Source organism: Pseudomonas capeferrum (assembly GCF_013523055.1).
Classification (GTDB): Bacteria; Pseudomonadota; Gammaproteobacteria; order Pseudomonadales; family Pseudomonadaceae; genus Aquipseudomonas; species Aquipseudomonas capeferrum_A.
The window spans coordinates 106,916-129,340 of record NZ_JAAMQM010000009.1 but is presented as its reverse complement, the minus strand read 5'-3'; the positions used below and the strand labels follow the sequence as shown (position 1 = coordinate 129,340).

18 protein-coding genes are annotated in these 22,425 nt (G+C 62.2%); 7 read left to right on the top strand and 11 right to left on the bottom strand.

Annotation, left to right across the window (positions count from 1 at the left end):
• Nucleotides 1–56 precede the first annotated feature (56 nt).
• The 9 genes from G7009_RS12140 to yaaA form a co-directional block, all read right to left on the bottom strand.
• Nucleotides 57–1,160 carry a mannuronate-specific alginate lyase gene (locus G7009_RS12140; protein WP_181130319.1) on the bottom strand — a complete coding sequence of 368 codons (1,104 nt, stop codon included), beginning with the start codon at nt 1,158–1,160 and terminating at the stop codon, nt 57–59.
• 7 nt (nt 1,161–1,167) lie between these two features.
• Entirely contained in the window at nt 1,168–2,610 is a 1,443-nt protein-coding gene (locus G7009_RS12135) for an alginate O-acetyltransferase (RefSeq protein ID WP_181130318.1), read from the bottom strand.
• Between the two features lie 13 nt (nt 2,611–2,623).
• A complete protein-coding gene (gene algG / locus G7009_RS12130; RefSeq protein ID WP_181130317.1) occupies nt 2,624–4,186 on the bottom strand; it encodes a mannuronan 5-epimerase AlgG in 1,563 nt (520 codons plus the stop codon).
• Nucleotides 4,187–4,204: 18 nt separating this feature from the next.
• Nucleotides 4,205–5,683: an alginate export family protein gene (locus G7009_RS12125; RefSeq protein WP_181130316.1), complete on the bottom strand. Its 1,479-nt coding sequence runs from the start codon at nt 5,681–5,683 to the stop codon at nt 4,205–4,207.
• Entirely contained in the window at nt 5,680–7,053 is a 1,374-nt protein-coding gene (gene algK, locus G7009_RS12120) for an alginate biosynthesis TPR repeat lipoprotein AlgK (protein WP_181130415.1), read from the bottom strand. The genes G7009_RS12125 and algK overlap by 4 nt, the downstream gene beginning before the upstream one ends.
• Before the next feature lie 144 nt (nt 7,054–7,197).
• Nucleotides 7,198–8,361 (bottom strand): alginate biosynthesis protein Alg44, encoded by a 1,164-nt coding sequence (locus tag G7009_RS12115; RefSeq protein WP_181130315.1) that lies wholly within the window; start codon nt 8,359–8,361, stop codon nt 7,198–7,200.
• 37 nt (nt 8,362–8,398) lie between these two features.
• Nucleotides 8,399–9,889, bottom strand: coding sequence for a mannuronan synthase (gene alg8 / locus G7009_RS12110; RefSeq protein ID WP_181130314.1), 1,491 nt, complete (start codon nt 9,887–9,889; stop codon nt 8,399–8,401).
• Between the two features lie 57 nt (nt 9,890–9,946).
• On the bottom strand, nt 9,947–11,263 hold the full coding sequence (locus tag G7009_RS12105) for a nucleotide sugar dehydrogenase (RefSeq protein WP_181130313.1): 1,317 nt from the start codon (nt 11,261–11,263) through the stop codon (nt 9,947–9,949).
• Between the two features lie 930 nt (nt 11,264–12,193).
• Nucleotides 12,194–12,973, bottom strand: coding sequence for a peroxide stress protein YaaA (gene yaaA / locus G7009_RS12100; protein ID WP_181130312.1), 780 nt, complete (start codon nt 12,971–12,973; stop codon nt 12,194–12,196).
• Between the two features lie 133 nt (nt 12,974–13,106).
• Between yaaA and G7009_RS12095 the strand changes: the two genes are divergently transcribed.
• From G7009_RS12095 to moaE, 5 genes are all read left to right on the top strand, one after another.
• On the top strand, nt 13,107–14,231 hold the full coding sequence (locus tag G7009_RS12095; RefSeq protein WP_181130311.1) for a polysaccharide deacetylase family protein: 1,125 nt from the start codon (nt 13,107–13,109) through the stop codon (nt 14,229–14,231).
• 611 nt (nt 14,232–14,842) lie between these two features.
• Nucleotides 14,843–16,237, top strand: coding sequence for a PhoH family protein (locus G7009_RS12090; RefSeq protein ID WP_181130310.1), 1,395 nt, complete (start codon nt 14,843–14,845; stop codon nt 16,235–16,237).
• A gap of 95 nt (nt 16,238–16,332) precedes the next feature.
• Complete coding sequence (gene moaC, locus G7009_RS12085; RefSeq protein ID WP_181130309.1) at nt 16,333–16,803, top strand: cyclic pyranopterin monophosphate synthase MoaC; 471 nt, start codon at nt 16,333–16,335, stop codon at nt 16,801–16,803.
• On the top strand, nt 16,803–17,048 hold the full coding sequence (gene moaD / locus G7009_RS12080; RefSeq protein ID WP_181130308.1) for a molybdopterin converting factor subunit 1: 246 nt from the start codon (nt 16,803–16,805) through the stop codon (nt 17,046–17,048). Before moaC ends, moaD begins: the two co-directional genes overlap by 1 nt.
• Nucleotides 17,049–17,050: 2 nt before the next feature.
• Complete coding sequence (moaE, locus tag G7009_RS12075) at nt 17,051–17,497, top strand: molybdopterin synthase catalytic subunit MoaE (protein ID WP_181130307.1); 447 nt, start codon at nt 17,051–17,053, stop codon at nt 17,495–17,497.
• A gap of 93 nt (nt 17,498–17,590) precedes the next feature.
• Here the strand turns inward: moaE and rhlB are convergent, their stop codons facing one another.
• Both rhlB and G7009_RS12065 read right to left on the bottom strand, forming a co-directional pair.
• A complete protein-coding gene (rhlB, locus tag G7009_RS12070; RefSeq protein ID WP_308813321.1) occupies nt 17,591–19,048 on the bottom strand; it encodes an ATP-dependent RNA helicase RhlB in 1,458 nt (485 codons plus the stop codon).
• Nucleotides 19,049–19,149: 101 nt separating this feature from the next.
• Nucleotides 19,150–19,806, bottom strand: a complete 657-nt coding sequence (locus G7009_RS12065; protein ID WP_181130305.1) for an alpha/beta hydrolase — start codon at nt 19,804–19,806, stop codon at nt 19,150–19,152.
• Nucleotides 19,807–20,140: 334 nt separating this feature from the next.
• On the opposite strand from G7009_RS12065, the gene G7009_RS12060 reads away from it, so the two are divergent.
• Nucleotides 20,141–21,169, top strand: a complete 1,029-nt coding sequence (locus G7009_RS12060; protein WP_181130304.1) for an amino acid ABC transporter substrate-binding protein — start codon at nt 20,141–20,143, stop codon at nt 21,167–21,169.
• A gap of 67 nt (nt 21,170–21,236) precedes the next feature.
• Nucleotides 21,237–22,415 carry an amino acid ABC transporter permease gene (locus tag G7009_RS12055; protein WP_181130303.1) on the top strand — a complete coding sequence of 393 codons (1,179 nt, stop codon included), beginning with the start codon at nt 21,237–21,239 and terminating at the stop codon, nt 22,413–22,415.
• The last annotated feature ends 10 nt before the right edge of the window (nt 22,416–22,425 follow it).

Sequence of the window (22,425 nt, the reverse complement as noted above, 5' to 3'; positions counted from 1 at the left end):
GTCTTCTTCGCGGGCAAGCCCGCTCCCACAGGGTTCTTTCCCTCAATGGGCTCAACTCATTGCTTGATCTCTGCACTCGGGTCATAGATCCGGGTCAGATCACCGCCCAACCTGAAGCTGTTGAACGGCTGCATGCCGCGCTTGCGTTGGAGGGTGTCGGCATTGCACCGGTAAAGGCTGCAATACGGCTCCATCCACGAGTACTTGCTGTCGCTCTTCAGGTCTTTCATGTCCTGCTTCTCGCCATTGCGGGTCTTGAATGCGCTTGGGTCCTGCGAACCGGTCAGCACCCGCTGGGCCAGGCGCTGCAAGGCGTTATTGTTCTCGCCACGCAAGTCCACGCCGTTGACCTGGGCGAAGCTGGCAATCATCGCCAGCGGAGGCAGGGCATAGTTGTGATAGGCCAGGGCGCGTTGCTTGCGCTTGAGTTCGTTGGGCAGGAAACCTTGCTCGTCGACCTGATTGGCGCCGACCTTGTATTCCTTCACCGCCCAGTCGAACAGGTCGCGGCGGTCGGTCGCCACGGCGGTCGCCATGACCGACCAGGCCGCCCAGTAGCTGTGGTTGTTGATCTTCTCCAGCGGCAGGTCGCTCCAGTCGCGCACCGTCTGTTCGGCCAGGCGCGCGAACCACTTCTCGATCGCCTCGGCCTCGGTCTGGTGCGCGGCCAACGGCTGCGAGTTGGAGAACTTCAGGCGCAGCCAGGCGCCGCTGAGGCTGCCCAACGCCCATTTGCGCATGGACTTGCCGGTGTGGTTGTAGTCACGGGACGTCAACGCATCGGCCCTGGCCCAGTCGCCTAGCCAGGCCAGGGCGCAGTCGAGCTGCTGCGGGCGACCGTCGCGCAGGTACTGGCCGACCATCTTGGCCACGCCCCGCTCGAGGGTCGTGATATTCGCGGTGGAATCGCGAAAGGCTTTTTCCGACATCTTGTTCAGCGTCGCCCGGGCCTTGTCAGAGCCTTCGTACTTGCTGCGAAACTGCAGCGAGCCGGTATGGGGCGCGGGCACGGCCTCACAGCGAAAGGTGTTCTTGCCGGTCTTGATCTTCTCGATCCCGGCGTAATAGCCCTGGGGAGGCACCAGGGCCGCCTGGGCGCCGGTACCGAACAGCATCAGGGCCAGCAGCGCGGGAGCGGTCAGCTTGCGTGGAATCTTCATGGTCGCCTCACTGGCCGGCCTGCGCGGTACGCTGCGCGGCGTCGGCAAAATGGTTGCGTTTGCACAGCTTGGCCTCGATCTTCTGGCTGCCGCTTTCCGGGCCCTGCACTTCGACGGCGAGCACGGTCTGGCTCGCCCAGTCCTCGTCCTCGCGCAGCTGGAAGACGAAGCGGCCGTCGGTGTCGGAGGTCTCGGGCTTGTCGATCTTGATGTCTTCGTGACGACCATTGAGGTACCAAAGGGTGGCCTGAAGGGTCTTGACCGAGGTGTCCTCGAAACGGATATCGAGCTGATGATCGCGGTTGACCAGGTCCTTGATCACGCCACCCTTGCCGTTGACCATCAGTTCGTTCTTGCCGGGCTTGAGCACGGCGCTGGCGCTCATCTGCGCGGGGCGGTCTTCGCAGCCGTTGTCCAGAAGGGCCAGGATCTGGCGCCAGATGGTCTCCTGGTCAAGGCTGTAGAGCGGCGAGAACTCCCAGATGAGGATCTTCGGCGGGTTGTTCTTGAAGTCGTCGCTGCCCAGGTACTGGATCATCGAGCCTTCCAGACCCCCGCCCGGGAAAGCGACGTTGAGCACGTCGGCGCCAATGTACTGCTGCAGGAAACCGGAGAAGTTGTAGTTCTTGCCGCTGTGGCTGGTGCCGACCAGGGTGATCTTCGGGTTGCCGGCGTCGCCGAACAGGTCGTCGCCGCCGCTTTCGCCCTTGGGTTCGGTGGTGAACTGGTCCATGTACTGCACGGCATAGCTGGTGTTGCACAGTTGTCCGGCGACGTTGTGCAAGGTGCCGGTCTTGCCCATGCGCCCGGACTTGTGGCTTTCGAACTCACGGCGCGGGATATCGGCGAACGCGGGCATCCCGTGCACCGTGTCCGCCACGATCTTCGCCGCGCGCTCGGCGCCATAGGGCGTCCAATGCTGGTCGCCGCGGAAGTAGAAATCCTTGCCTTGGTCGGCGGCGGCCAGTTGCTCGTTGGTCAGCGGCGACAGGTCGGGAACCTTGTAGCCCATCTTGCTGAACCGACCGAGCATGGCCTGGTAGTTGTGCAATGCCTTCTGGTAGTCGAAGGCAGCCTTGTCCTCGGGCTTGAGCATGTTGCGGTTCACCAGGCCACGGGTCGGCTGATACACCAGCACCAATTCGATGCCGCGCGCCTTGAAGGCATCGTGCACCTGTTGCAGGCGCTTGTAGCCGGACGCCGAAGTATCGAATTCGGTGCGCAGGTCTTCGCGGGTGCGGAACAGCCAGTCGCCCTGGGCCTGTACCAGGGTGGTGAAGTTCTGCTGGTAGCGCGTGGTGTAGCGGCTGGCGTCGTGCGCCTGCGGGCACAGCTGGCAGCAGGGCTCGGCGGTGAAGGTCGGCGCCTTGATGTCGGCGGCGCGCAGGCCCTGGCTGGTAGCCAGCAACGCGGCGCCGAGACCGAGCAGTTTGATCAGGTGGGGGGTCATGGTCGTGGCTTCCTCAATCCAGCATTTCGGTCTGGCGTTCGACCGGGTCGATCAATACCGCCTTCCGCTGGCGTACCAGCAGGTCGAGAATCTCGTCCTGGCGCTCGCCCAGCACACCGTTCAGGCTGATACCGCTGGACTTGCGCGGGGCCAGCATGGAGACGCGGTACAGTTCGACGGAGAGGGGCGAGTCGATCGATAACGGGCCGCTGCCGTTGGCGGCCAGCTCGCCGCCGACGACGATCAGCGAGACCTTGGTATCGAACGGGTCCAGGGCGATATCGCGGTCAGTGTCGGACAGATCCTTGATGTGCCCATAGACGCCGACCAGGCCGTTGGCCATGGCCAGGTTCTCGTACAGCCGGATGTTCACGCTGTTGCGCACGCGGATACCGTGGCGACGGTTGCTGATCAGCTTGTTGCCCCAGATCAGGTTGTCGCCGCTCTCGTACAGGGTGATGCCGTCGGTGTGGTTGCGGTAGATCTCGTTGTAGGCGATCAGGTTGTTGACGCTGTTACGGTCGATCACCACCCCCGAGAGCTTGTTGTCATAGCTCTTGTTGTTGATGATCCAGCTGTCGTTGACTTCGCGGGAAATGATGATCCCGTGCTTCTTGCGCGTGCCATGGACGGTATTGCCCGCGATGATCAGGCGCCGCGAACGGTCGTGCGGGTCGATGCCGTAGACGATGTTGTCGCGGTAGGTGCTGTCCTTGACCACGAAGTCGCTGGTCTCGTAGCAGTAGAAGCCGTACCACATGTCGCTGAATTCCGAGCCGAGGATCCAGCCGGTCGGCTCCGCGCGGCCCATGCGCTTGGCCATGTTCGGCGTGTATTGGGAAATGCTCACGCCGTAGGACTTGCTCTTGGCGTAGCCGAAGCTGGCCATCTTGCTGTTGACGATGTAGGTCTCGGTGCCGCCCCAGGACAACAGGAAGGGACGGAACGCCTCGGGCGAGCGGAACGTGGCGGGGCCATTGTCCTTCTCGCGCCAGCCGGTCACCTGGGTATCGGTGACGAACAGCTTGCCGTCGTTGACCATGAACGCGCCAGCTTCCTCCGACAGACGCAGTTCCTTGACCTTGCCATCGATTTCCAGCACGCCCTTCTGGCCTATCACGATCGGCAGACGTGCCAGGTAGACGCCTGGCGCGGTCTCTCGCAGGTATTGGCGGGGTACCTGTCTGCCCAGCTGCTCCAGCGTGACATGGCCGTCATCGATGAAGATCGCCTGGGGGATGCCATGCTGGCGCTGGACCCACTCGGCGGCCTTGTTGTCGCCGCCGATGAACTCCTTGAGCGATTCTTCCTGCAGCATGCGGCGCACGCTGACCTTGCCTGGGCGGCTGCGGTTGATCTTCTTCTGCACGGCTTCGGCGGTATAGCCGCTGAGGTCGGGCAAGGTCGGCGGGTCGATCTGCAAGGGCTCGATCGGCGCGCTGCTGATGGTGTAGGTCTTGGCCTGTTGCAGCTCCTTGGCCAGCTTGGCGGGTTCCGCGGCCAGGGCCGGGCTCGCATTGATCAGCAGCAGGACGCTGGTCAGGACGCTGAGACGAAGGCGGTGATGAAGGTTCATGTCAATGCACTCCCGGTCTCAGAACCGCCAGATGACGTCGACGAAGGCGCGGTGCATGTACGAATCCGCCTCCTTGCCGTAGGCGTCGCCTGGCTTGAAGACACCGCCGCGAAAGCGCACCAGCGCCGACGGTTCGTCGATCGACTGGCTCAGCGCGGCCGGCAGCAGGCCTTGCTTGAAGTACTTGGTGACCACCAGATCCATCTCCTGGCCCAGATCCTTCTCGCCGTTGACCAGCGGACGGTTGATGCCGTTGTCCTCGACCAGTGCGTTGATGCCGCTGCCGCCGATGTTCTGCTGGTCATCCACGCGCCAGAACTTGTGGTAGACCAGGCTGGCGTCGTAGTCGTCGCGCAGTTGCCAGGAGGTGAACAGGGTGGCGGCCTGCAGGTTGCCCAGCTCGCCGCGGAAGGCCTCGCCAAAGCGATGGATGCGTGAGCGGGTCCCGGTGAAGTTGGAGCGGTTGCTTTCCAGCCCGGTCTGTTCGTAGTTGCCGGAGCCATCGCTGCCACCGCCACCGCTGCCGCGGGCATAGGCGGCGCCGACCTGCCAGTTGGGGTCCAGGCGCAGGCGGATACCCAGGTCGGTGGCCCAGGCATTGACGTCGCCGCTCTGCTTGCCGGTGGCGACCTGCTCGCCGTTGACGGTCTCGCTGCCGAGCGTGTCGCGGTCACCCGTCAGCCAGGTCAGGCTACCCCAGTAGTTGACGGTGTTGGGGTTGCGCCAGTTGTAGGCATCGCTGTCGGCTTCCAGGCCGAGCCAAGTGAGGTCGCCGGTGCGAGTCTTGTCCAGCCCGTCGACGGTTTCGCCAGGACTCTTGAGCGTGCCGTCGTCATGGGTGTGGTGGGCGCGCAGGCCGACCCAGTGCCCTGGGGTCCACTGCGTGGCGATGTCGCCGTAGACGTGCAGGCGATCCTCGTCCTCCGGAGCCAGCTCGGTAAGGTCGGTGCGGTATTCGCTGAAACGCTGGGCCATGCCCAGGTTGGCCCGCAGCAAGGTGGTGTCGAAGGTCCAGTTCAAGGCTTCGATATTGGTATCGCGCCACATGCCATCGTCATTGCGCAGACGCTGGCGGCCCAGGCGCAGTTGCTCGCCCGGATAGGGAGTGAGGCCGCTGTAGCCGATCCAGAATTCGCGCAGGGCCAGGTAGCTCTTGTCGGCCTTGCGGCTGTCGTCGCCGGTCCGCACTTCGCTGCCGTCGTCGGACTGGCGCAGGGTGTCGGTCTCGATGATGTCGGTCGCCGCGACCGCCTGGCCCATGGCGAAGGCGCTCCAGTTGCCGCGCTCGCCATAGACCCAGGGGCGCAGGTCCAGGCCGATGCCGCTGACGTCACCGCCCGATCGGGTGCCCAGGTCGCGGTCGCTCTCGGATTGGCCGGTGATCTTCACGTCGAGGCCGAAGTTCTTCTCGGCCGTTTCCAGGGCCAGGGTCGGGCATGACCAGAGCAGGGCGCAGCCCAGGCCGATGCCGGCCTTCATGAAAGGATTGAGCGTCATAGGGCGTCCTCGCCGTCGTCTTCTTGCAGGGCTTGCATGGCCAGGGCGCTGCCATTGACCGGCCCCATGGCGCCCCGCGCCTGCTTTTCCCGCTCCAGCAGGCGCTGGGCCTGGCTGCGTTGCTCAGGCGTCAGTTGCTGGTCGAGTCGTTGCAGCAGCTCGGTCGATTGCGGCGTCGGGTTGGCCTGCGCCAACTGGGCGAAGATCCAGGCATGGCCAGGGTTCTGGGCGATGCCATGGCCTTCGCTGTAGAGCTGCGCCAAGGCATAGTCGGCGCTGAGCTGGCCGGCGCGGGCGGCGCTGAGCAGGTGGTCGACGGCTTTCTGCGGCGCGACGCTGCCCAGGTAGCCGCGGCGGTACAACTGGCCCAGGTAGTAATGGGCACTGGTCTCCCCGGCATCGGCGGCGGCGAGCAGGTGTGTCTCGGCCTTGGCGGCGTCGGCGGGGAGCGTCTTGCCCTCGTAGTAGAGGCGACCCAACAGCAGGTCGGCGCGCGGCTGTTCGGCGTTGCGACCTTTTTCGATGTAGCCGAGCATCTGCTCGGTGTCGCCCAGTTCGGGGAAGTCGGCGAGCAACTGCGCCAGACTCACCCAGGACGGTGGATTGGCCGGCGCTACCTGCTCGAGCAGTCTCTGGGCGGTTTTCTCGTCGGTCTGGCCGAGGCCGCGATCAGCCAGGACACGGGCCACGCTGTCGACGCGGCTCGCGGATACGTTGCCGCGGGTATAGGCGGCCTCGAGCTGTTCGATCAGCGCGGCCTGCTGGTCGGCTTGCGCGCGCTTCTGGTAGACGGTGGCGAGCTCGACGTAGCAGATGTCCGTGGTTTGCAGGGCGGCCTTGCAGATCGTCTCGACCTCGCCAAGGTGTTGGTCGTAAGTGCCCTGGGTGCGATAGAGAAGAACCTGCGCCAAGGCCGCTTCAGGATTACCGGCTGTTCGCCATTGATCGATCTGCCGCTGGGCATTGACCTGCGGAAAGCTTTGCGGGTACTGCAGATAGAGCATCGCCAGAGGGACCAGTGTATTGCCCTGGCCTTGCGCGGCCGCGAGCTTGAGCAGGGTCTCGGCTTCTTCGCGTTCGGCCTGGGTGCTGTCGGTCTTGGCCACCAGCAGGCGGCCGAGACGCGCCTGGGCACGCGGTGAAGTGGCGGCCGCGGCGCGGTAGGTGGCCTCGGCTTCGCGCAGCTGTCGCGGGTCGCGGGTGGCTACCTGGATATCCGCCAGGCCGACCTGGGCGTCGCTGTAGCCCAAGTCGGCGAGGGCCTTGTAGTTGCGCTCGGCCAGGGCTGTGTCACCGCGTTCGAGCGCTTCGTTGGCCAGGCGCTGATCGGGCAGCCCGGCACAGCCGGCAAGGCCGATGGTCAGGGCCATGGCGTAGAGACCGAGGTGTCGTGGCGATGGGCGGGCATTGCGCGCTCGAGCGCCGGACAAGTCGCATCGGCGAACCGCCGCGTCTACGGGGTGTGGCAGGGTGGTTGCCGGTAGGCAATCTACAGGATTCATGCCGGGATTCCCTCAGAGCCCGCGGGCCGCGGCTTTGTCGATCAACCAGCCCAACGACGGCCCACGATCGCTGTCGACCGAGGTCGGGCGACCGGCGAGTTCGGCGGGCAGGATGCTGTCGGGCTTGATCTGCACGCGGATGTCGGACGCGAGGCTGTCGCTGTCCAGACTGGTGCTGCTGACGATGCGTCCGGTGCGCACTTCATCTTCACCGGCGACCTGGAAGTTGACCGGGGTACCCGGCTTCACTTCATCGAACTGGCGGTAGCTGAAGCGTGCCTCGACTGTCGCTTCGGTGGTGCGTGGCACCAGCTGGAAGATTACCTGGCCCTTGCTGGCGTACTGGCCGTCATCGACCAACTGACGAGAAACCACGCAATCGCAGGGGCTGGTCAAGGTCCCGCTCATCTGCTTGCCGAACAGCTCTTCAACCTTGGCCGGCTCCAGCTGTTGCTCGTCCAGGTGGCCCTTGAGCAGATCGAGCATGCTCGTGCTGAAGGAGGCCAGCGGCGCACCCTTGACGACCTGGCCGCCGTCTTCCACAAGGCTCTGCACGGTGCCGTCGCGCGGCATGGTGACCTGGGTCATGGGCACGGAGACCACGCCTGCCTGGGCGTGACTGACGAAGTACAAGCCGTACATCGACTTGGCGATGAAACCGAACGCCGCCACGCCGACGGCGAACACGCCGAGGCTGACGGCCACGGCGCGCAGGCGAGCGAAACCGCTGAGGCCCGAACCGTTGTCCTTCTGCTTGCGTGCCTTGGTGAAGTTGTCACGTTGCAGAGTGCTGAGCACGTCGCCGACGCTGATCAGTTCGCCAGACAGGTGCGTGGTGATGATATGTCGCAGCGTGGCGATATCGCGGGGCTCGAGGTTCTGGAACTGCGCGCCGGTACGCCCGCTGGAGGGGTCGTGGGAGCGCACCTGCAGTTCGACATCCATCGACAGCCCCAGGTTGTCCACCACGAACAGCAGGCGAGCGCGCAGCACTTGGCCCAAGGTCAGCGGTTGTCTGGCGTGAAAGCTCAGGCCACCGGCCGAGAGGTCGTCGACCTTGACGTCGTGGGGCTGACGCTCATCCAGCAGACGCAGCTTGGCCGGGATGCGCACTCGGGCATGCTGGCGCTGGGCTTCGGACTCATGCACGACATTGACGTTCACGGCGGTATTCATGGTGTTTTCTTCCTGTTGGATCCGGTCCGGGGTGGGCTCACACGACCATGAACAGCACAGCCACGAAGATGCTGGCCGCCGAGAAGGTCATGGTCCGCGAGGACCAGGTGTTGAACCATTGTTGAAAGCTGGCGAGGTCACGCTTGAGGGCAGTGGGCTGGCGGGTCCAGGACTGCCTGTCGAGGCGGAAGAACACGTAGATCTTCATCAGCGCGCCGACGATCTGGTTGTAATAGAGGATCACCGGGTACGCCGGGCCGACGCTGTGGCCGGAGCACAGCAGCATGATGGTCAGGATCAGGCGGGTGATCCCGATCCACAGCAGGTAGACCAGGAGAAAGCCCAAGCCGAACTTGAGGCTGGCGATGACTGCCGCGGTCAGGCCCAGCAAGCTGGTCCACATGGAGACGCGCTGGTCGAACAGCACCAGGCTGGTGAACGGGCCCAGCCGCTTGATGCCCAGGCCCAGGGCGCGCGAGTTCTGCCGCAGATTGTTGCCATACCAGCGGTACATCAGTTTGCGGCTGGCCTTGAAGAAGCTCTTCTCCGGCGGGTGTTCGACCGTGTTGATCGCGGCGTCCGGGACGTAGAAGGTGTCATAGCCCAGGCGCATCAGGCTGAACCAGCTGGACTTGTCGTCGCCAGTGAGAAACTTGAAGCGGCCCAGACGCCAGTGCTGCAGCGAATCGCTCTCGACGTCGGCGATGAACTCGGGGTCGGTCACCACGGCGGCGCGGAACATCGACATGCGCCCGGTCATGGTGAGCACGCGCTTGGACAGGGCCATGGAGCACATGTTGATGTGGCGCTGGGCGAAGCGCAGCTTGTGCCACTCGCTCATGATGTAGCCGCCACGCACTTCACAGAATTCGTTGGTGGTCAGGCCACCGACCTTGGGGTACAGCTTGAACCAGGGAACGGTCTTGCGCACGACGCCTTCGCCGAGCACGGTGTCGCCATCGATCACCGCGACCACGGCATGCTCGTCGGGCAACTGTCGGGAAATGGCGCGGAAACCATAGGCCAGACCATCGCGCTTGCCCGTGCCGGGAATGCGTACGAAGTCCAGCTTCACCCGTTGCGGCGGATTGAAGCGTTGCCACAGGCTCCTGACCAATAGCTCGTCGGACATTTCCACCAGCGAGCAGACCACGGTGGTCGGGTAGCCGCTGTCGATCGCCTCGCGAATCACCGAGCTGTAGACCTGAGCGGTGGTCAGGGCATCGATGCGAAAACTGGTGACCATCAGGAAGACATGCGACGGATCGGCCGCCTCGCCCAGTTTGCGGACCTTGCGGCGCTGATAGGGGTAGACGCCGTAGAGGAAGATCATGCCGCGTACGAAATGGGTCGCGCCCATCGAGTAGCGCCAGATGCCGACAGCACCGATCAGGAAGATGAAGTGCCTGGACTGCGGGTCGAAGATATCGCTGGGCAGGGCCAGGGCGATCATCATGAGCAGGCTCATGTAGAACAGCCACCCGGCGCACTGCAGCAGCATCGTCTGAAACCTTTGCATGTTCTGCATCCGTCGCGAATCAGGAGGAGGTGAGGGTGCGGGGCCGGGGCGCCCGCACCCGGGCGTTTACCAGCAGATGCCTTCGGTGCGGCTCGAAGGGCAGGTCGGCTTGCTCATGAAACCGACCAGGTCGATGACTTGCTTGCCGGCGGGTGCCTGTTGGGCGAGGTTGCGGAACTTTTCGTCACGGTTACCCAGCACGATGATGTCGGCGTTGCCGATCACCTGTTCGAAGTCCGCGTTGAGCAACGACGAGACGTGGGGGATCTTCGATTCGATGTAGTCCTTGTTCGCGCCGTGGACACGGGCGTACTCGACGTTGCTGTCGTAGATGTTCAGCTCGTAGCCCTTGCCGATCAGGCGCTCGGCCAATTCCACGAGCGGACTCTCGCGCAGGTCGTCGGTCCCCGCCTTGAAGCTCAGACCCAGCAGGGCGACCCTGCGCTTGTCATGGCTTTCGATGATGTCGAAGGCGTTCTGCACCTGGCTTTCGTTGCTGCGCATCAGGGAATCGAGCAGCGGTGCCTTGACGTCCAAGCTACCGGCCCGATAGGTCAGGGCGCGTACGTCCTTGGGCAGGCAAGAACCACCGAAGGCGAAGCCCGGACGCATGTAGTACTGGGACAGGTTGAGGGCCTTGTCCTGGCAGACCACGTCCATCACGTCGCGGCCATCGACACCCACCGCCTTGGCGATGTTGCCGATCTCGTTGGCGAAGGTGACCTTGGTGGCGTGCCAGACGTTGCAGGTGTACTTGATCATCTCGGCGACTTCGATGTCCTTGCGGATGATCGGCGCGTCCAGTTCTTCGTAGAGCGCTTGCAGCACGTCCCCGCTGGCGCGGTCCAGCTCGCCGATGACGGTCATCGGCGGCTGGTCGTAGTCCTGGATCGCGGTGCTTTCGCGCAGGAATTCCGGGTTCACCGCAACGCCGAAGTCGACCCCGGCCTTCTTGCCCGAACACTCCTCCAGAATCGGGATCACCACATTCTTCACGGTGCCAGGCAATACCGTGCTGCGCACCACGATGGTGTGGCGGCTGGTCTTGTCGCGCAGCACGTAACCGATTTCGCGGCAGACCGATTCGATGTATTCCAGGCCCAGGTCGCCGTTCTTCTTGCTCGGCGTTCCAACACAGATCATCGACACTTCACTGGCCCGTATGGCTTCGGCGAAGTCGGTAGTACCCCGCAGGCGGCGATTGGCGATACCTTGTTGCAGCAGCGTTTCGAGGCCGGGTTCGACAATGGGCGATTTGCCCTGATTGATCAGGTCGATCTTGGTGCTGGAAACATCCACACCAATAACTTCATGGCCTCGTGCCGACAGACAACCCGCACAGACCGCACCCACGTAACCCAAACCAAAGATGCTGATACGCATCGTATTCACCTCGTGTGTTTATCACGCCGACTCCTATGCAAAGAGCCAGTCCCGTTTATTGAACCGCTGTTTTCGGGCGCACGGGTCCATGGCAAGATGCACACTTCGCCGAACGCAGGCATAAGTAAACCCTGAGCACGGAAGTTGTGTGCTCATTGTTAAACGCCAAAAGCCATTAATTAAAAGGCGTGCCCTGATAGGCAGCCGTCTTTGCTGCAGTGCACTAGTGGGTGAACTGCCGTGCTTGTCTTTTCAATTGGAAAAACCTTTTGAAATCAACCACTAGGACGACTCTAGGGGCGTCTCTTGTCTTGCTGGGGCAGGCCTGCTGAACGCGTTGCGTCTGCCTGGGTCATTGAAGTGGACGGTGTGACCGCCGTCCATTTGTTGTAAGTAATCTCTCACAGGGTGTGCTCAAGAATCGTTACGGCACCTATGAGCGGTAATTGCCGGGAGAAGTTCCTGGGGGGGCAGGCAGAGCAGCAGGAAATGATGAATATTCCAGCGTCTTCATGTACTTTCATATTGATGGCACTGCTCGATGGCATGCCTGCTCATACAGGGCGAAAAGCGCAGGGAATATTCTTGTGCCACTATCGAGAACTTTTTTCAAAATATTTTCAGAAAATCTAGAAAAGGTCTCATGGCACTTTGCAATAAAAGAGGGGGTATTTTATTGACGCCGTTATTCTGGCTGATGGCGATTTGTGTTCACCCCGAGTCGAGGCGATCGGACTTGATAGAAATTGACAGGACCCCGAGTGCCCAGGCAAGACAAACCCTCTAAAAAGCACCACAACCCGGAGCTGGCTTGCCGGGACGCCGGACCGCCTGCGATCGAGACCGCAGGACTCGCCTGGAAATGCAATTGTCCATCCTGCACGAGAGTCGTGGATGCTCGCGCGTTTCCTCGAACGCCGGCACGGTCTCTTACGCTTGGGGCTCGTCGCGCAGGAACACCAGATTGTCCGCTTTCGAGGCCTCGGCACTGTAGTAGTACCCCTGAAGGTCGAACTGCTTCAGACGCTGCGGATCGTCGATCCTTTCCTGGATCACGAAACGGCTCATCAACCCACGCGCCTTCTTGGCATAGAAACTGATGATCTTGTACTGCCCGTTCTTCAGGTCACGGAACTCGGTGTTGATCACGCGTGCCTTGAGGGCACCGCGCTTGACCGCGCTGAAGTATTCATTACTGGCCAGGTTAAGCAGCAAGTCGTCGCCTTGGTCGGCCAGTGCCTGGTTCAGCCATTCGCTGATCCGCGTCCCCCAGAAGGCGTACAGGTCCTTGCCACGGGCATTGGCCAGCTTGGTGCCCATCTCCAGACGGTAGGGCTGCATGAGGTCGAGCGGGCGCAGCAGGCCGTACAACCCGGACAGCATGCGCAGATGATCCTGTGCATAAGTGAAGTCGTCCTCGCCCAGCGTTTCGGCATCCAGACCGGTGTAGACGTCGCCCTTGAAGGCCAACAGCGCCTGCTTGGCATTGGCGGGCGTGAAATCCGGGCTCCAACTACCGAAGCGCGCGGCATTCAGGCCGGCAAGCTTGTCGGACAGGTGCATCAGTTCGCTGATCTGCGCAGGCGTCAGGTCACGTAACTGGCCGATCAGCTCCTGCGAGTCATCCAGGTGCTGCGGCAAGGTAAAGCGTTGAATTACGGGAGGGGTATCGTAGTCGAGGGTCTTGGCGGGTGATATCACCGTCAGCATCGGGTCGGCTCCTTGATCGTCGGGCGAATTCTACGGGCGCGCCGCACGATCTCCAAACTATGCCGACGATAGTCACAGACCATCGTCCGGCCAACGGCTATAGTGCGCAACATGCTTTGAGGAGAGTCCGAACGTGCGTATCGCCTTGGCCGTGGTGGCCATCCTGATGAGTCTTTCCGTTCAGGCGGCGCCGACGCCGTTCGCCAGCCTCGATCGCGATCTGTGGCCCGAACGGTTGGACAGTCCGGTGCTGTTCGACGTCGCTTCGCGAGCGCAGATCCTGTCCTTCGCCCAGGTCCTGCAGGAAAGCGAGCAGCTCGACGAAACGGCGCTGGCCGCGCGTCTGCAGCTTCGTCAGATAAACCTGCAGATGATCCGCTCGGTACGCGCGCGGATGTGGCAGCGGCTCTGGAAGAGCTATGAACAGGCGCAGCTGAGTTGCGAGCAGGATGCCTCGTTCTGTTTCCCGGTGACGTCCATGGATGACCTGCGCACCCAGGCCGTCTCGTTTTCCGCCAATGTCGGTGAGTTCTACAGCGAGTGGGTCGAGCCGAGCCGTCGATTTCACGTGAGCTACCTTGACGAGCAACTGCGCAAGGCCGCGCTGTTCCCGCAGACCACCAGCGAAATCGAGCGGCTTTCGGAGCAGGAGCGCACGGGTGACGAGCTCAATGACCGATTGTTCCTGTTGACGTTCGTCGGTGGGCCAGGCCCCGAGGGAAGCGCCAGCGACGGTCTGGCCGACTATCTGCGTCGGCAGAGGGTCAGCGGAATCTTCTTCGTGCTGGGCAGCCGCCTGCAGCAGCGGCGCGATGCCGGCACGCCCGATACCTTGCGTCACCTGTATGCCAGGCAGTGCGTGGGGCTTCAGGGCTGGGAGTACCGCTCCCATGCGCAGTGGCAGGGCTGGCAGGATTCCCTGAAGCGTAGCCAGGCCCGTATCCAGAGCGAACTGCCGGAACAGTATGTTCCACTGTTTCGTCCGCCTTATGGACAGCGACGAGCCGATGGCCAGGCGTTCATGCAGGCTCAGGAGCTGCAGGTTTCACTCTGGGACATCGACGCGCAGGACAATGGGCCGCTGACAGCTGAGGCCTCTGCACATCGCGTGCTGAGCCTGATGCTGCTCTGGCGCAAGGGAGTGATCCAGTTTCATGACAGTCTGCCTAATGCTCAACCAGCCGTGACGTGGCTGTTGGAGCACACGGCGCAGAGCGGGATAGGCTGGGAAGATTGCCAGGATTACGGACATAGGTGATCGCGGCAGACCGGTGAGCGGATCGTAGCCATGCGATTTTGCCGATGCTGTTTTCTGTCTTCAATGATGATTCCGCCAATGGTGGTCCTGGGTAATATGGCAAAATTTTTATATGGCTGAGTCGTGATTAATCGTAGTCAGAAAAGGACTCGACTGTAGGGGTAGGCGTGCGCACAGCAAAAGCCGTACTTGAGGCCCAAAAACCGGTTGGGCGACATCCATCCGCAGCTCGCCAATGCGCGCTAGGGTGTCTTGCTTTCTCGATTGCGGCTCAACGCGTCACACAGGCAGCGCGCGTTGCAGCGCATCCTCGGGGAACTTTTCCGCGCAAGTACAGGGCGCGCATTCAGTCTAGCAGCCGTTTCTTTGCGCTTGAAATCTATTTGTCGCACGAAAAAAAAACCTCAAGCCTGTGAAAAAAAATGCTTTTTCCCGTGACCGCTTTGCGGTATCAAGGAGACAGACAGCCGAATCCTGCAGCACAGGTGGCGTCAGGCCTACCTTCTGTCAGGTGTGCTTCCCGCCCGTAACGACGCGGATACGGGGAGGACGGTAGTCAATCTACGGCGCTGCGCAAGCTCGCCGTCTGGCCTCGCATAAGGTGACCGAGTATGGATGACCAAGGACGCAACCCTTCCTCCAACCAGCCAATCCTGTATGTGCTTGATACCAACGTCCTGATCCACGATCCCAACGCATTGCTCAACTTCGAGGAGCACCATGTCGCCATACCGATGACGGTGCTGGAGGAACTCGACAAGCTCAAGGCAGGCAAACACACCGTCGCCGCTGAATGTCGACAGGCGATCCGACTGATCGACCAGACCTTGGGCGATGCCTCGCCCAGCGATGTCGAGCTGGGTGTGCCGATCCAGCGTGGGAAGGGTGGACCCAAGGGTTTCCTGTCCATCCTGATGAGCCCGCGCAACGAGCCCAATCGCTTGTTGCCGGAGAACCTGAACGACAACATCATCATCAACCAGTTGCTCGAAGTGCGCGGCAAACGCACGGACCTGGACGTGGTATTGGTGACCAAGGACATCAACATGCGCCTCAAGGCGCGGGCGTGCGGGATCGCCGCCGAGGATTACAGCACCGACCAATTGGTCGATGACGTGTCCCTGTTGTCCAAGGGCTACCACTCCGTCAGCGGCTCGTTCTGGGACCGGGTCAGCAAGGTCGAGACCCGCCAGGAGCGCGGTCGCACCTGGCATCGCGTGCAATTGAGCGACAACCTGCCGGCTGTCCACATCAACGAGTTCATCATCGATGAACAAGGCTTCGTCGGCTGGATCAAGGGCGTGCGGGAGGATGAACTGCTGCTGCTCGACCTGCATCAGGAACCCTTGCTGCATCAGGAGGCCTGGGGGCTCAAGCCACGCGATATCCACCAGAGCCTGGCGTTGTTCGCCCTGCTCGACCCGGATATCCATCTGGTCAACCTGACGGGCGCCGCCGGCTCCGGCAAGACCATCCTGGCGCTGGCCGCCGCCATCGAGCAGACCATGGTCAGCAAGCGCTATCGCCGCATCATCGCCACCCGCAGCGTGCAGGGGCTGGACCAGGAAATCGGTTTCCTGCCCGGTACCGAGGCCGAGAAGATGGAGCCTTGGCTAGGCGCGATCACCGACAACCTCGAAGCCCTGCACATGGATGACGAGAATACCCACGGCAGCGTCGAGTACATCCTCGAACGCGTGCCGCTGCAGTTCAAGTCGCTGAACTACATTCGCGGTCGCAGCTTCCAGCAGAGCCTGATCCTGATCGACGAATGCCAGAACCTTACCCCGCACCAGATGAAAACCATCATCACTCGTGCCGGTGCCGGTTCCAAGGTGGTCTGCCTGGGCAACCTGGCGCAGATCGATACCCCCTACCTGTCCGCGACCAGCTCCGGTCTCACCTACCTGACCGAGCGTTTCAAGGACTTCCCCCACGGTGTCCATATCACCCTGCAAGGGGTGCCGCGCTCGGTACTGGCCGAGTACGCGGAAGGGCATCTGTAATCCCCATTCTCCGGGCGGCGTCGCCGCCCGGATTTTTCGCTGCCAGAACCTGACCGCCGGGTTTACACTCTTTGCTCCCTTATAGGAGGAAAGCTGTGCTGACTCATCTCGATTCCCAGGGGCGGGCCAATATGGTCGACGTCACCGAAAAGGCCGTGACCGCGCGCGAGGCGGTGGCAGAGGCGCGGGTGCGCATGCTGCCGCAGACCTTGCGGATGATCGTCGATGGCGAGCACCCCAAGGGCGATGTGTTCGCGGTAGCGCGTATCGCCGGTATCCAGGCAGCGAAGAAGACCAGTGACCTGATCCCGCTGTGCCACCCGCTGATGTTGACCAGCGTCAAGGTCGAGCTCACCGCCCAAGGCGCGGACAGCGTGCGTATCGTGGCGCGTTGCAAGCTGGCCGGGCAGACCGGTGTCGAAATGGAGGCGCTGACCGCGGCCAGTGTCGCGGCCCTGACGATCTATGACATGTGCAAGGCCGTGGACAAGGGCATGGTCATCGAGCAGGTGCGTCTGCTGGAGAAGCTGGGCGGCAAGAGCGGCCATTACCAGGTGGAGGCGTGATGAAAGTCCGGGTCGTGTATTTCGCTCGTTACCGTGAAGCCTTGGGGCGCGATGGGGAACAGCTGGAAGGCGACTTCAAGGTCGTCGACGATGTGCGCCAGGCCTTGCTGGAGCAGGGCGGCGATTACCTGCTGCTGGCCGAACAGAACCTGATGTGCGCGTGCAACCAGGACTTGTGCAAGCTTGATGAGCCGGTCCGGGAGGGCGATGAAGTGGCGTTCTTTCCACCGGTGACAGGAGGTTGAGCATGGGTGTTCGGGTTCAGCAGGCAGCGTTCGACCCCGGTCTGGAAGTCAATGCCATGCACGCCGCCAATGTCGGCGTCGGCGCGGTGGTCGCCTTCGTCGGCTATGTACGGGATTTCAACGATGGGCGGGAAGTGGCGGGCATGCTGCTCGAGCACTATCCCGGCATGACCGAGAAGGCGCTGGGCAAGATCGTGGTCGACGCGAGCGAGCGCTGGCCGTTGCTCAAGGTCGAGGTCCTGCATCGCATCGGCGCGCTGGAGCCGGGCGAGCCAATCGTCTTCGTCGGCGTGGCCAGTGCTCATCGGCAGGCCGCCTTCGATGCCTGCAACTTCATCATGGACTACCTGAAGACCAGGGCGCCGTTCTGGAAAAAGGAGAACACGGCGCAGGGGGCGCATTGGGTGGAAGGCAAGCAGAGCGATCAGGATGCGGCGGGGCGGTGGTAGTCGGAGCATGGATCGTGTCGCTTGGCTGGAGCGACACTTCTCGCATCCAGCCATGGAGGCCCTTGTCCGACCTGAACCGGGCCCTTCGGTTTCTCAGCCTTGCTTGCGTGGTACCGGCTTTACCAACTCGTCCGACGGCATCTCGCAGGTGATCTTGCGCCCGAGCAGGGCTTCGATCGCAGGCAGCTGGTAAGAGTCGTCCTCACCCGCGAAACTGATCGAGACACCGCTGGTGCCTGCGCGACCGGTACGACCGATACGGTGCACGTAATCATCGGGGTCTTCCGGAAGGGTGAAGTTGATCACGTGGCTGATGCCGTCGATATGGATGCCACGGCCGGCGACATCGGTGGCCACCAGTACGGTGATATGGCCTTCGCGGAACGCTTCCAGGGTACGGATGCGCTTGTGTTGCGGCACATCGCCAGACAGCTGTGCGGCGTTCACCCCATCGCGCACCAGGCGCTCCTCGATGCGGCGCACCTCGTCCTTGCGGTTGGCGAACACCATGACCCGCTCCCACTTGTTGATGGTCACCAGGTTGTACAGCAATTTGTACTTGTCGCTGCCGGCAACGGCATAGACATGCTGTTCCACGGTTTCGCTGGCGACGTTCTCCGGCTCGATCTCGACGATGGCCGGGTCGGTGGTCCATTGCTTGGCGAGGTTCATCACGTCTTCGGTGAAGGTCGCGGAGAACAGCAGGGTCTGGCGCTCGCTCTTGGGCGGGGTCTGGCGGATGATCTGCCGGACCTGGGGGATGAAGCCCATGTCCAGCATGCGGTCGGCCTCGTCCAGGACCATGACCTCGACCATGTCCAGGTGCACTTCGCCACGCTGATGGAAGTCCAGCAGTCGACCGGGCGTCGCGACCAGGATGTCGCAATGACGCGCTTCCAGGGCCTTGAGCTGCTTGTCGAAATCCATGCCGCCGACGAAGGTCATGACATTGAGCCCGGTATAACGGGTCAGGCCCGCGGCATCCTTGGCGATCTGCACCACCAGCTCGCGGGTCGGCGCGATGATCAGCGCCCGTGGCTCGCCCATGTAGCGTTCCTTGGGCGGTGGCGTCTGCTGCAGCTGGGAAATGATCGAGATCAGAAACGCAGCGGTCTTGCCGGTGCCGGTTTGCGCTCGGCCAATGGCGTCCTGACCACGCAGGGTGTATCCCAGCACTTGGGCCTGGATCGGCGTGCAGTAGGGGAAGCCCAGGTCATGGATGGCATGCATCACTTCAGGCGAGAGCTTGAAGTCGTGGAAGCGGGTCTTGCCTTCCTGCGGCTCGACCACGAAGTCTTCGAGCTTCCATAGCGACGCCTGGGGCTTGGGTTTGCGCTCGCGTGGGCGGCGAGGCTTGTCTTGGGTGGCGGGTTTGCCGGCCGGCGCGATGCCGGTCTCGACATCGGCCGCAGGTCGCGCCGCGGGCGCGGATTCAAGTGCCGGGGTGGCAGGAAGGGCGGGCGCCACTGGCGCGGTCACGGTGGCAGCGGGTTCAACGGGCTGCGGTGAGGCGTCTCCCTTGCCGAATATTTTCTTGAGTGCCTTGAGCACAGTCATCTCATCAATTGGTTAAGGAATGTACGCCGGGCAGTGTAATGCAAGATTCGGGCGCGGCGTAGTGGATTGCTCCTACAACTACAGAAGGGTGGCGCTCAACGCAGCTTCTCGCTAAGCCAATCATGGATATCGCTCAGCTCCGCGACGTTCACCTCATGCTCCATCGGGTATTCCAGCCAGCGGGCAGCCACCCCCCAGGTATCGAGGTATTCGAACGCGGTACGGCCCATGGCCGGGTATACCACAGGGTCATTCACGCCATGCAGGCACAGGGCCGGGGTGCGTTGCTGGCAGGCGCCTAGCTGATGGTCGTCGCTGAAGGTCGGGGCGTAGGTGGACAGGGCCATGACCCCACCAAGCGCTTCCTGCCACTTTATATAGGCCGTGTGCAGCACGACCGCGCCACCCTGAGAAAAGCCTGCCAGGACGATACGCGTCAGGTCGATGCCCTTGGCCCGCTCGGCTTCGATCAGGTCGATCACCTGGTCGGCGGACTCTTCCAGCTGCGCCTCGTCGATCGCGCGCGCCGGCGTCATGGCCTTGATGTCGTACCAGCTGGGCATGGCGTAGCCGCTGTTGATGGTGACCGGGCGGGTCGGCGCCTGGGGCATGATGAAGCGGGTGCTCTGCAGGCGTTCCTGGAGAAATTCGGCCACGGGTAGAAAGTCGTAACGATCGGCGCCCAGGCCATGCAACCAGATAACACAGGCATCAGCGGTCTTCTGGGGTTCGAGAATCAGGGGGTTGGTCATGACTGCTCCGAAATAGTGCGTGCGTTCTTGTCAGGTGCGTAGAAAGGAGGCAATACCGAGGAATGCCAAAAGTAGATGTCGCAACTCTACAACTTTTCCTACTTGACGTGCGCTTAAACGCTTAGGACTGGGACTATGGTACGCGCTTTGCTACTCAGACCTCGATGCAAGGTAAGGCGGTTGCGACGGTAACAACCCTCGCACCGATAAGGCTGTCACAGAACAGTCCATTGCGCCAATTGACCCGAAAACAAGCCAACAAAGGGTCGGATGCGCCTCATAAGGGCGCGGTGCGATTCCGGCTCTATACAACAAGAGCGACCTGGAGGTTTTGATGAAGATGTGGAAATCCACCCTGGCAGTGCTGGCCGCCGCTACCGCCCTGGGTACCAGTGGCCTGGTGCAGGCCGGTGCGACATTGGATGCGGTGAAAAAGAAAGGATTTGTCCAGTGTGGCGTCAGCGACGGTCTTCCGGGCTTTTCGGTGCCGGATGCCAAAGGCAACATCATCGGTATCGATGCCGATGTCTGTCGCGCGGTGGCAGCGGCGGTGTTCGGCGATGCGACCAAGGTCAAGTTCAGCCAGCTCAATGCCAAGGAGCGTTTCACGGCGCTGCAGTCGGGGGAAGTCGACGTCCTGTCGCGCAACACTACCTGGACCAGCTCCCGCGATGCCGGCATGGGCCTGATGTTCGCCGGTGTCACCTACTACGACGGTATCGGCTTCCTGGTGAACAAGAAACTGGGCGTCTCCAGTGCCAAGGAACTCGATGGGGCGACGATCTGCATCCAGGCCGGCACCACCACCGAACTCAACGTTTCCGACTACTTCCGTGCCAATAGCCTGAAATACACCCCGATCACCTTCGATACCTCCGATGAAAGCGCCAAGTCGCTGGAGTCGGGTCGTTGCGACGTGCTCACCTCCGACAAGTCGCAGCTCTACGCACAGCGTTCCAAGCTGGCCGCCCCGGCCGAATACGTGGTTCTGCCGGAAACCATTTCCAAGGAGCCCCTGGGACCGGTCGTGCGCAAGGGCGACGAAGAATGGTTCAGCATCGTCAAGTGGACGCTCTTCGCCATGCTCAACGCCGAAGAGGCAGGCGTGACCTCGCAGAACGTCGAAGCCGAAGCGAAAGGCACCAAGAACCCCGACGTGGCCCGCATGCTCGGCGCCGATGGCGAGTATGGCAAGGACCTCAAGCTCCCGAAAGACTGGGTCGTGCAGATCATCAAGCAGGTCGGCAACTATGGCGAAGTGTTCGAGAAGAACCTTGGCAAGAGCACCCCGTTGGAAATCGACCGCGGCCTGAATGCGCTGTGGAACAACGGCGGCATCCAGTACGCGCCACCCGTGCGCTGATGGCTGCATCCTGCGGTGGCCTCGCGCCGCCGCAGGCTGTTCGGTTCCCTTCCTTGCGGGGCATTTCATGCAAAATCAAATCGGCGCACCCAAGGGATTCTCCCTTAGCGATCCACGTGTGCGTGCGTGGCTGTTCCAGATCATCACGGTGGCTTTCGTGGTCGGTCTGGGCTGGTACCTGTTTCATAACACCCAGACCAACCTTCAGCATCGGGGTATCACCTCCGGCTTCGACTTCCTCGAACGCAGCGCCGGGTTCGGCATCGCCCAGCACCTGATCCCCTACGTGGAGTCGGACAGCTATGCCCGGGTGTTCCTCATCGGGCTGCTCAACACGCTGCTGGTGACGGTCATCGGCATCGTCCTGGCGACCCTGCTGGGCTTCATCATCGGCGTGGCGCGACTGTCGCCCAACTGGATGATCAGCAAACTGGCGACCGTCTATGTCGAGACGTTCCGCAATATCCCGCCGCTGTTGCAGATCCTCTTCTGGTATTTCGCGGTCTTCCTGACGTTGCCGGGGCCGCGTGGCAGCATCAATATCGATGACCTGTTCTTCATCAGCAACCGCGGCCTGAACATGCCTGGCGCGTCCATGGCCGAGGGGTTCTGGCCATTCGTCGTCAGCGTGGCGCTGGCGATATTGGCGGTCGTTCTGATGGTGCGCATGGCCAATCGTCGCTTCGAGGAGACTGGCGAGCCGTTCCACAAGTTCTGGACGGGCCTGCTGCTGCTCCTGGGTATCCCAAGCCTCTGCGTGTTGCTGGTCGGCAGTCCGGTCAGTTGGGAAGTGCCCCAGCTGAAGGGGTTCAACTTCGTTGGCGGTTGGGTGCTGATCCCCGAGCTGCTGGCGTTGACCCTGGCGCTGACCATCTACACGGCCGCATTCATCGCCGAAATTGTCCGTTCGGGTATCCGCTCGGTCAGCCATGGCCAGACGGAAGCGGCCCGCTCCCTCGGCCTGCGCGAGGGGCCGACTTTGCGCAAGGTGATCATCCCGCAGGCGCTGCGAGTGATCATTCCGCCATTGACCAGCCAGTACCTGAACCTGGCGAAGAACTCGTCGCTGGCCGCGGGTATCGGTTATCCGGAAATGGTCTCGCTGTTCGCGGGCACCGTGCTCAACCAGACCGGTCAGGCCATCGAAGTCATTGCCATCACCATGAGCGTCTACCTGGCGATCAGCATCAGCATTTCGCTGCTGATGAACTGGTACAACAAGCGCATCGCGCTGATCGAACGGTGAGGATGAGCGC

What these genes read in the sequence shown, in the direction of transcription:
- G7009_RS12140 (WP_181130319.1), bottom strand. Translation starts at nt 1,160, where the DNA reads ATGAAGATTCCACGCAAGCTGACCGCTCCCGCGCTGCTGGCCCTGATG.
- G7009_RS12135 (WP_181130318.1), bottom strand. Translation starts at nt 2,610, where the DNA reads ATGACCCCCCACCTGATCAAACTGCTCGGTCTCGGCGCCGCGTTGCTG.
- algG (WP_181130317.1), bottom strand. Translation starts at nt 4,186, where the DNA reads ATGAACCTTCATCACCGCCTTCGTCTCAGCGTCCTGACCAGCGTCCTG.
- G7009_RS12125 (WP_181130316.1), bottom strand. Translation starts at nt 5,683, where the DNA reads ATGACGCTCAATCCTTTCATGAAGGCCGGCATCGGCCTGGGCTGCGCC.
- algK (WP_181130415.1), bottom strand. Translation starts at nt 7,053, where the DNA reads ATGGCCCTGACCATCGGCCTTGCCGGCTGTGCCGGGCTGCCCGATCAG.
- G7009_RS12115 (WP_181130315.1), bottom strand. Translation starts at nt 8,361, where the DNA reads ATGAATACCGCCGTGAACGTCAATGTCGTGCATGAGTCCGAAGCCCAG.
- alg8 (WP_181130314.1), bottom strand. Translation starts at nt 9,889, where the DNA reads ATGCAGAACATGCAAAGGTTTCAGACGATGCTGCTGCAGTGCGCCGGG.
- G7009_RS12105 (WP_181130313.1), bottom strand. Translation starts at nt 11,263, where the DNA reads ATGCGTATCAGCATCTTTGGTTTGGGTTACGTGGGTGCGGTCTGTGCG.
- yaaA (WP_181130312.1), bottom strand. Translation starts at nt 12,973, where the DNA reads ATGCTGACGGTGATATCACCCGCCAAGACCCTCGACTACGATACCCCT.
- G7009_RS12090 (WP_181130310.1), top strand. Translation starts at nt 14,843, where the DNA reads ATGGATGACCAAGGACGCAACCCTTCCTCCAACCAGCCAATCCTGTAT.
- moaD (WP_181130308.1), top strand. Translation starts at nt 16,803, where the DNA reads ATGAAAGTCCGGGTCGTGTATTTCGCTCGTTACCGTGAAGCCTTGGGG.
- moaE (WP_181130307.1), top strand. Translation starts at nt 17,051, where the DNA reads ATGGGTGTTCGGGTTCAGCAGGCAGCGTTCGACCCCGGTCTGGAAGTC.
- G7009_RS12065 (WP_181130305.1), bottom strand. Translation starts at nt 19,806, where the DNA reads ATGACCAACCCCCTGATTCTCGAACCCCAGAAGACCGCTGATGCCTGT.
- G7009_RS12060 (WP_181130304.1), top strand. Translation starts at nt 20,141, where the DNA reads ATGAAGATGTGGAAATCCACCCTGGCAGTGCTGGCCGCCGCTACCGCC.
- G7009_RS12055 (WP_181130303.1), top strand. Translation starts at nt 21,237, where the DNA reads ATGCAAAATCAAATCGGCGCACCCAAGGGATTCTCCCTTAGCGATCCA.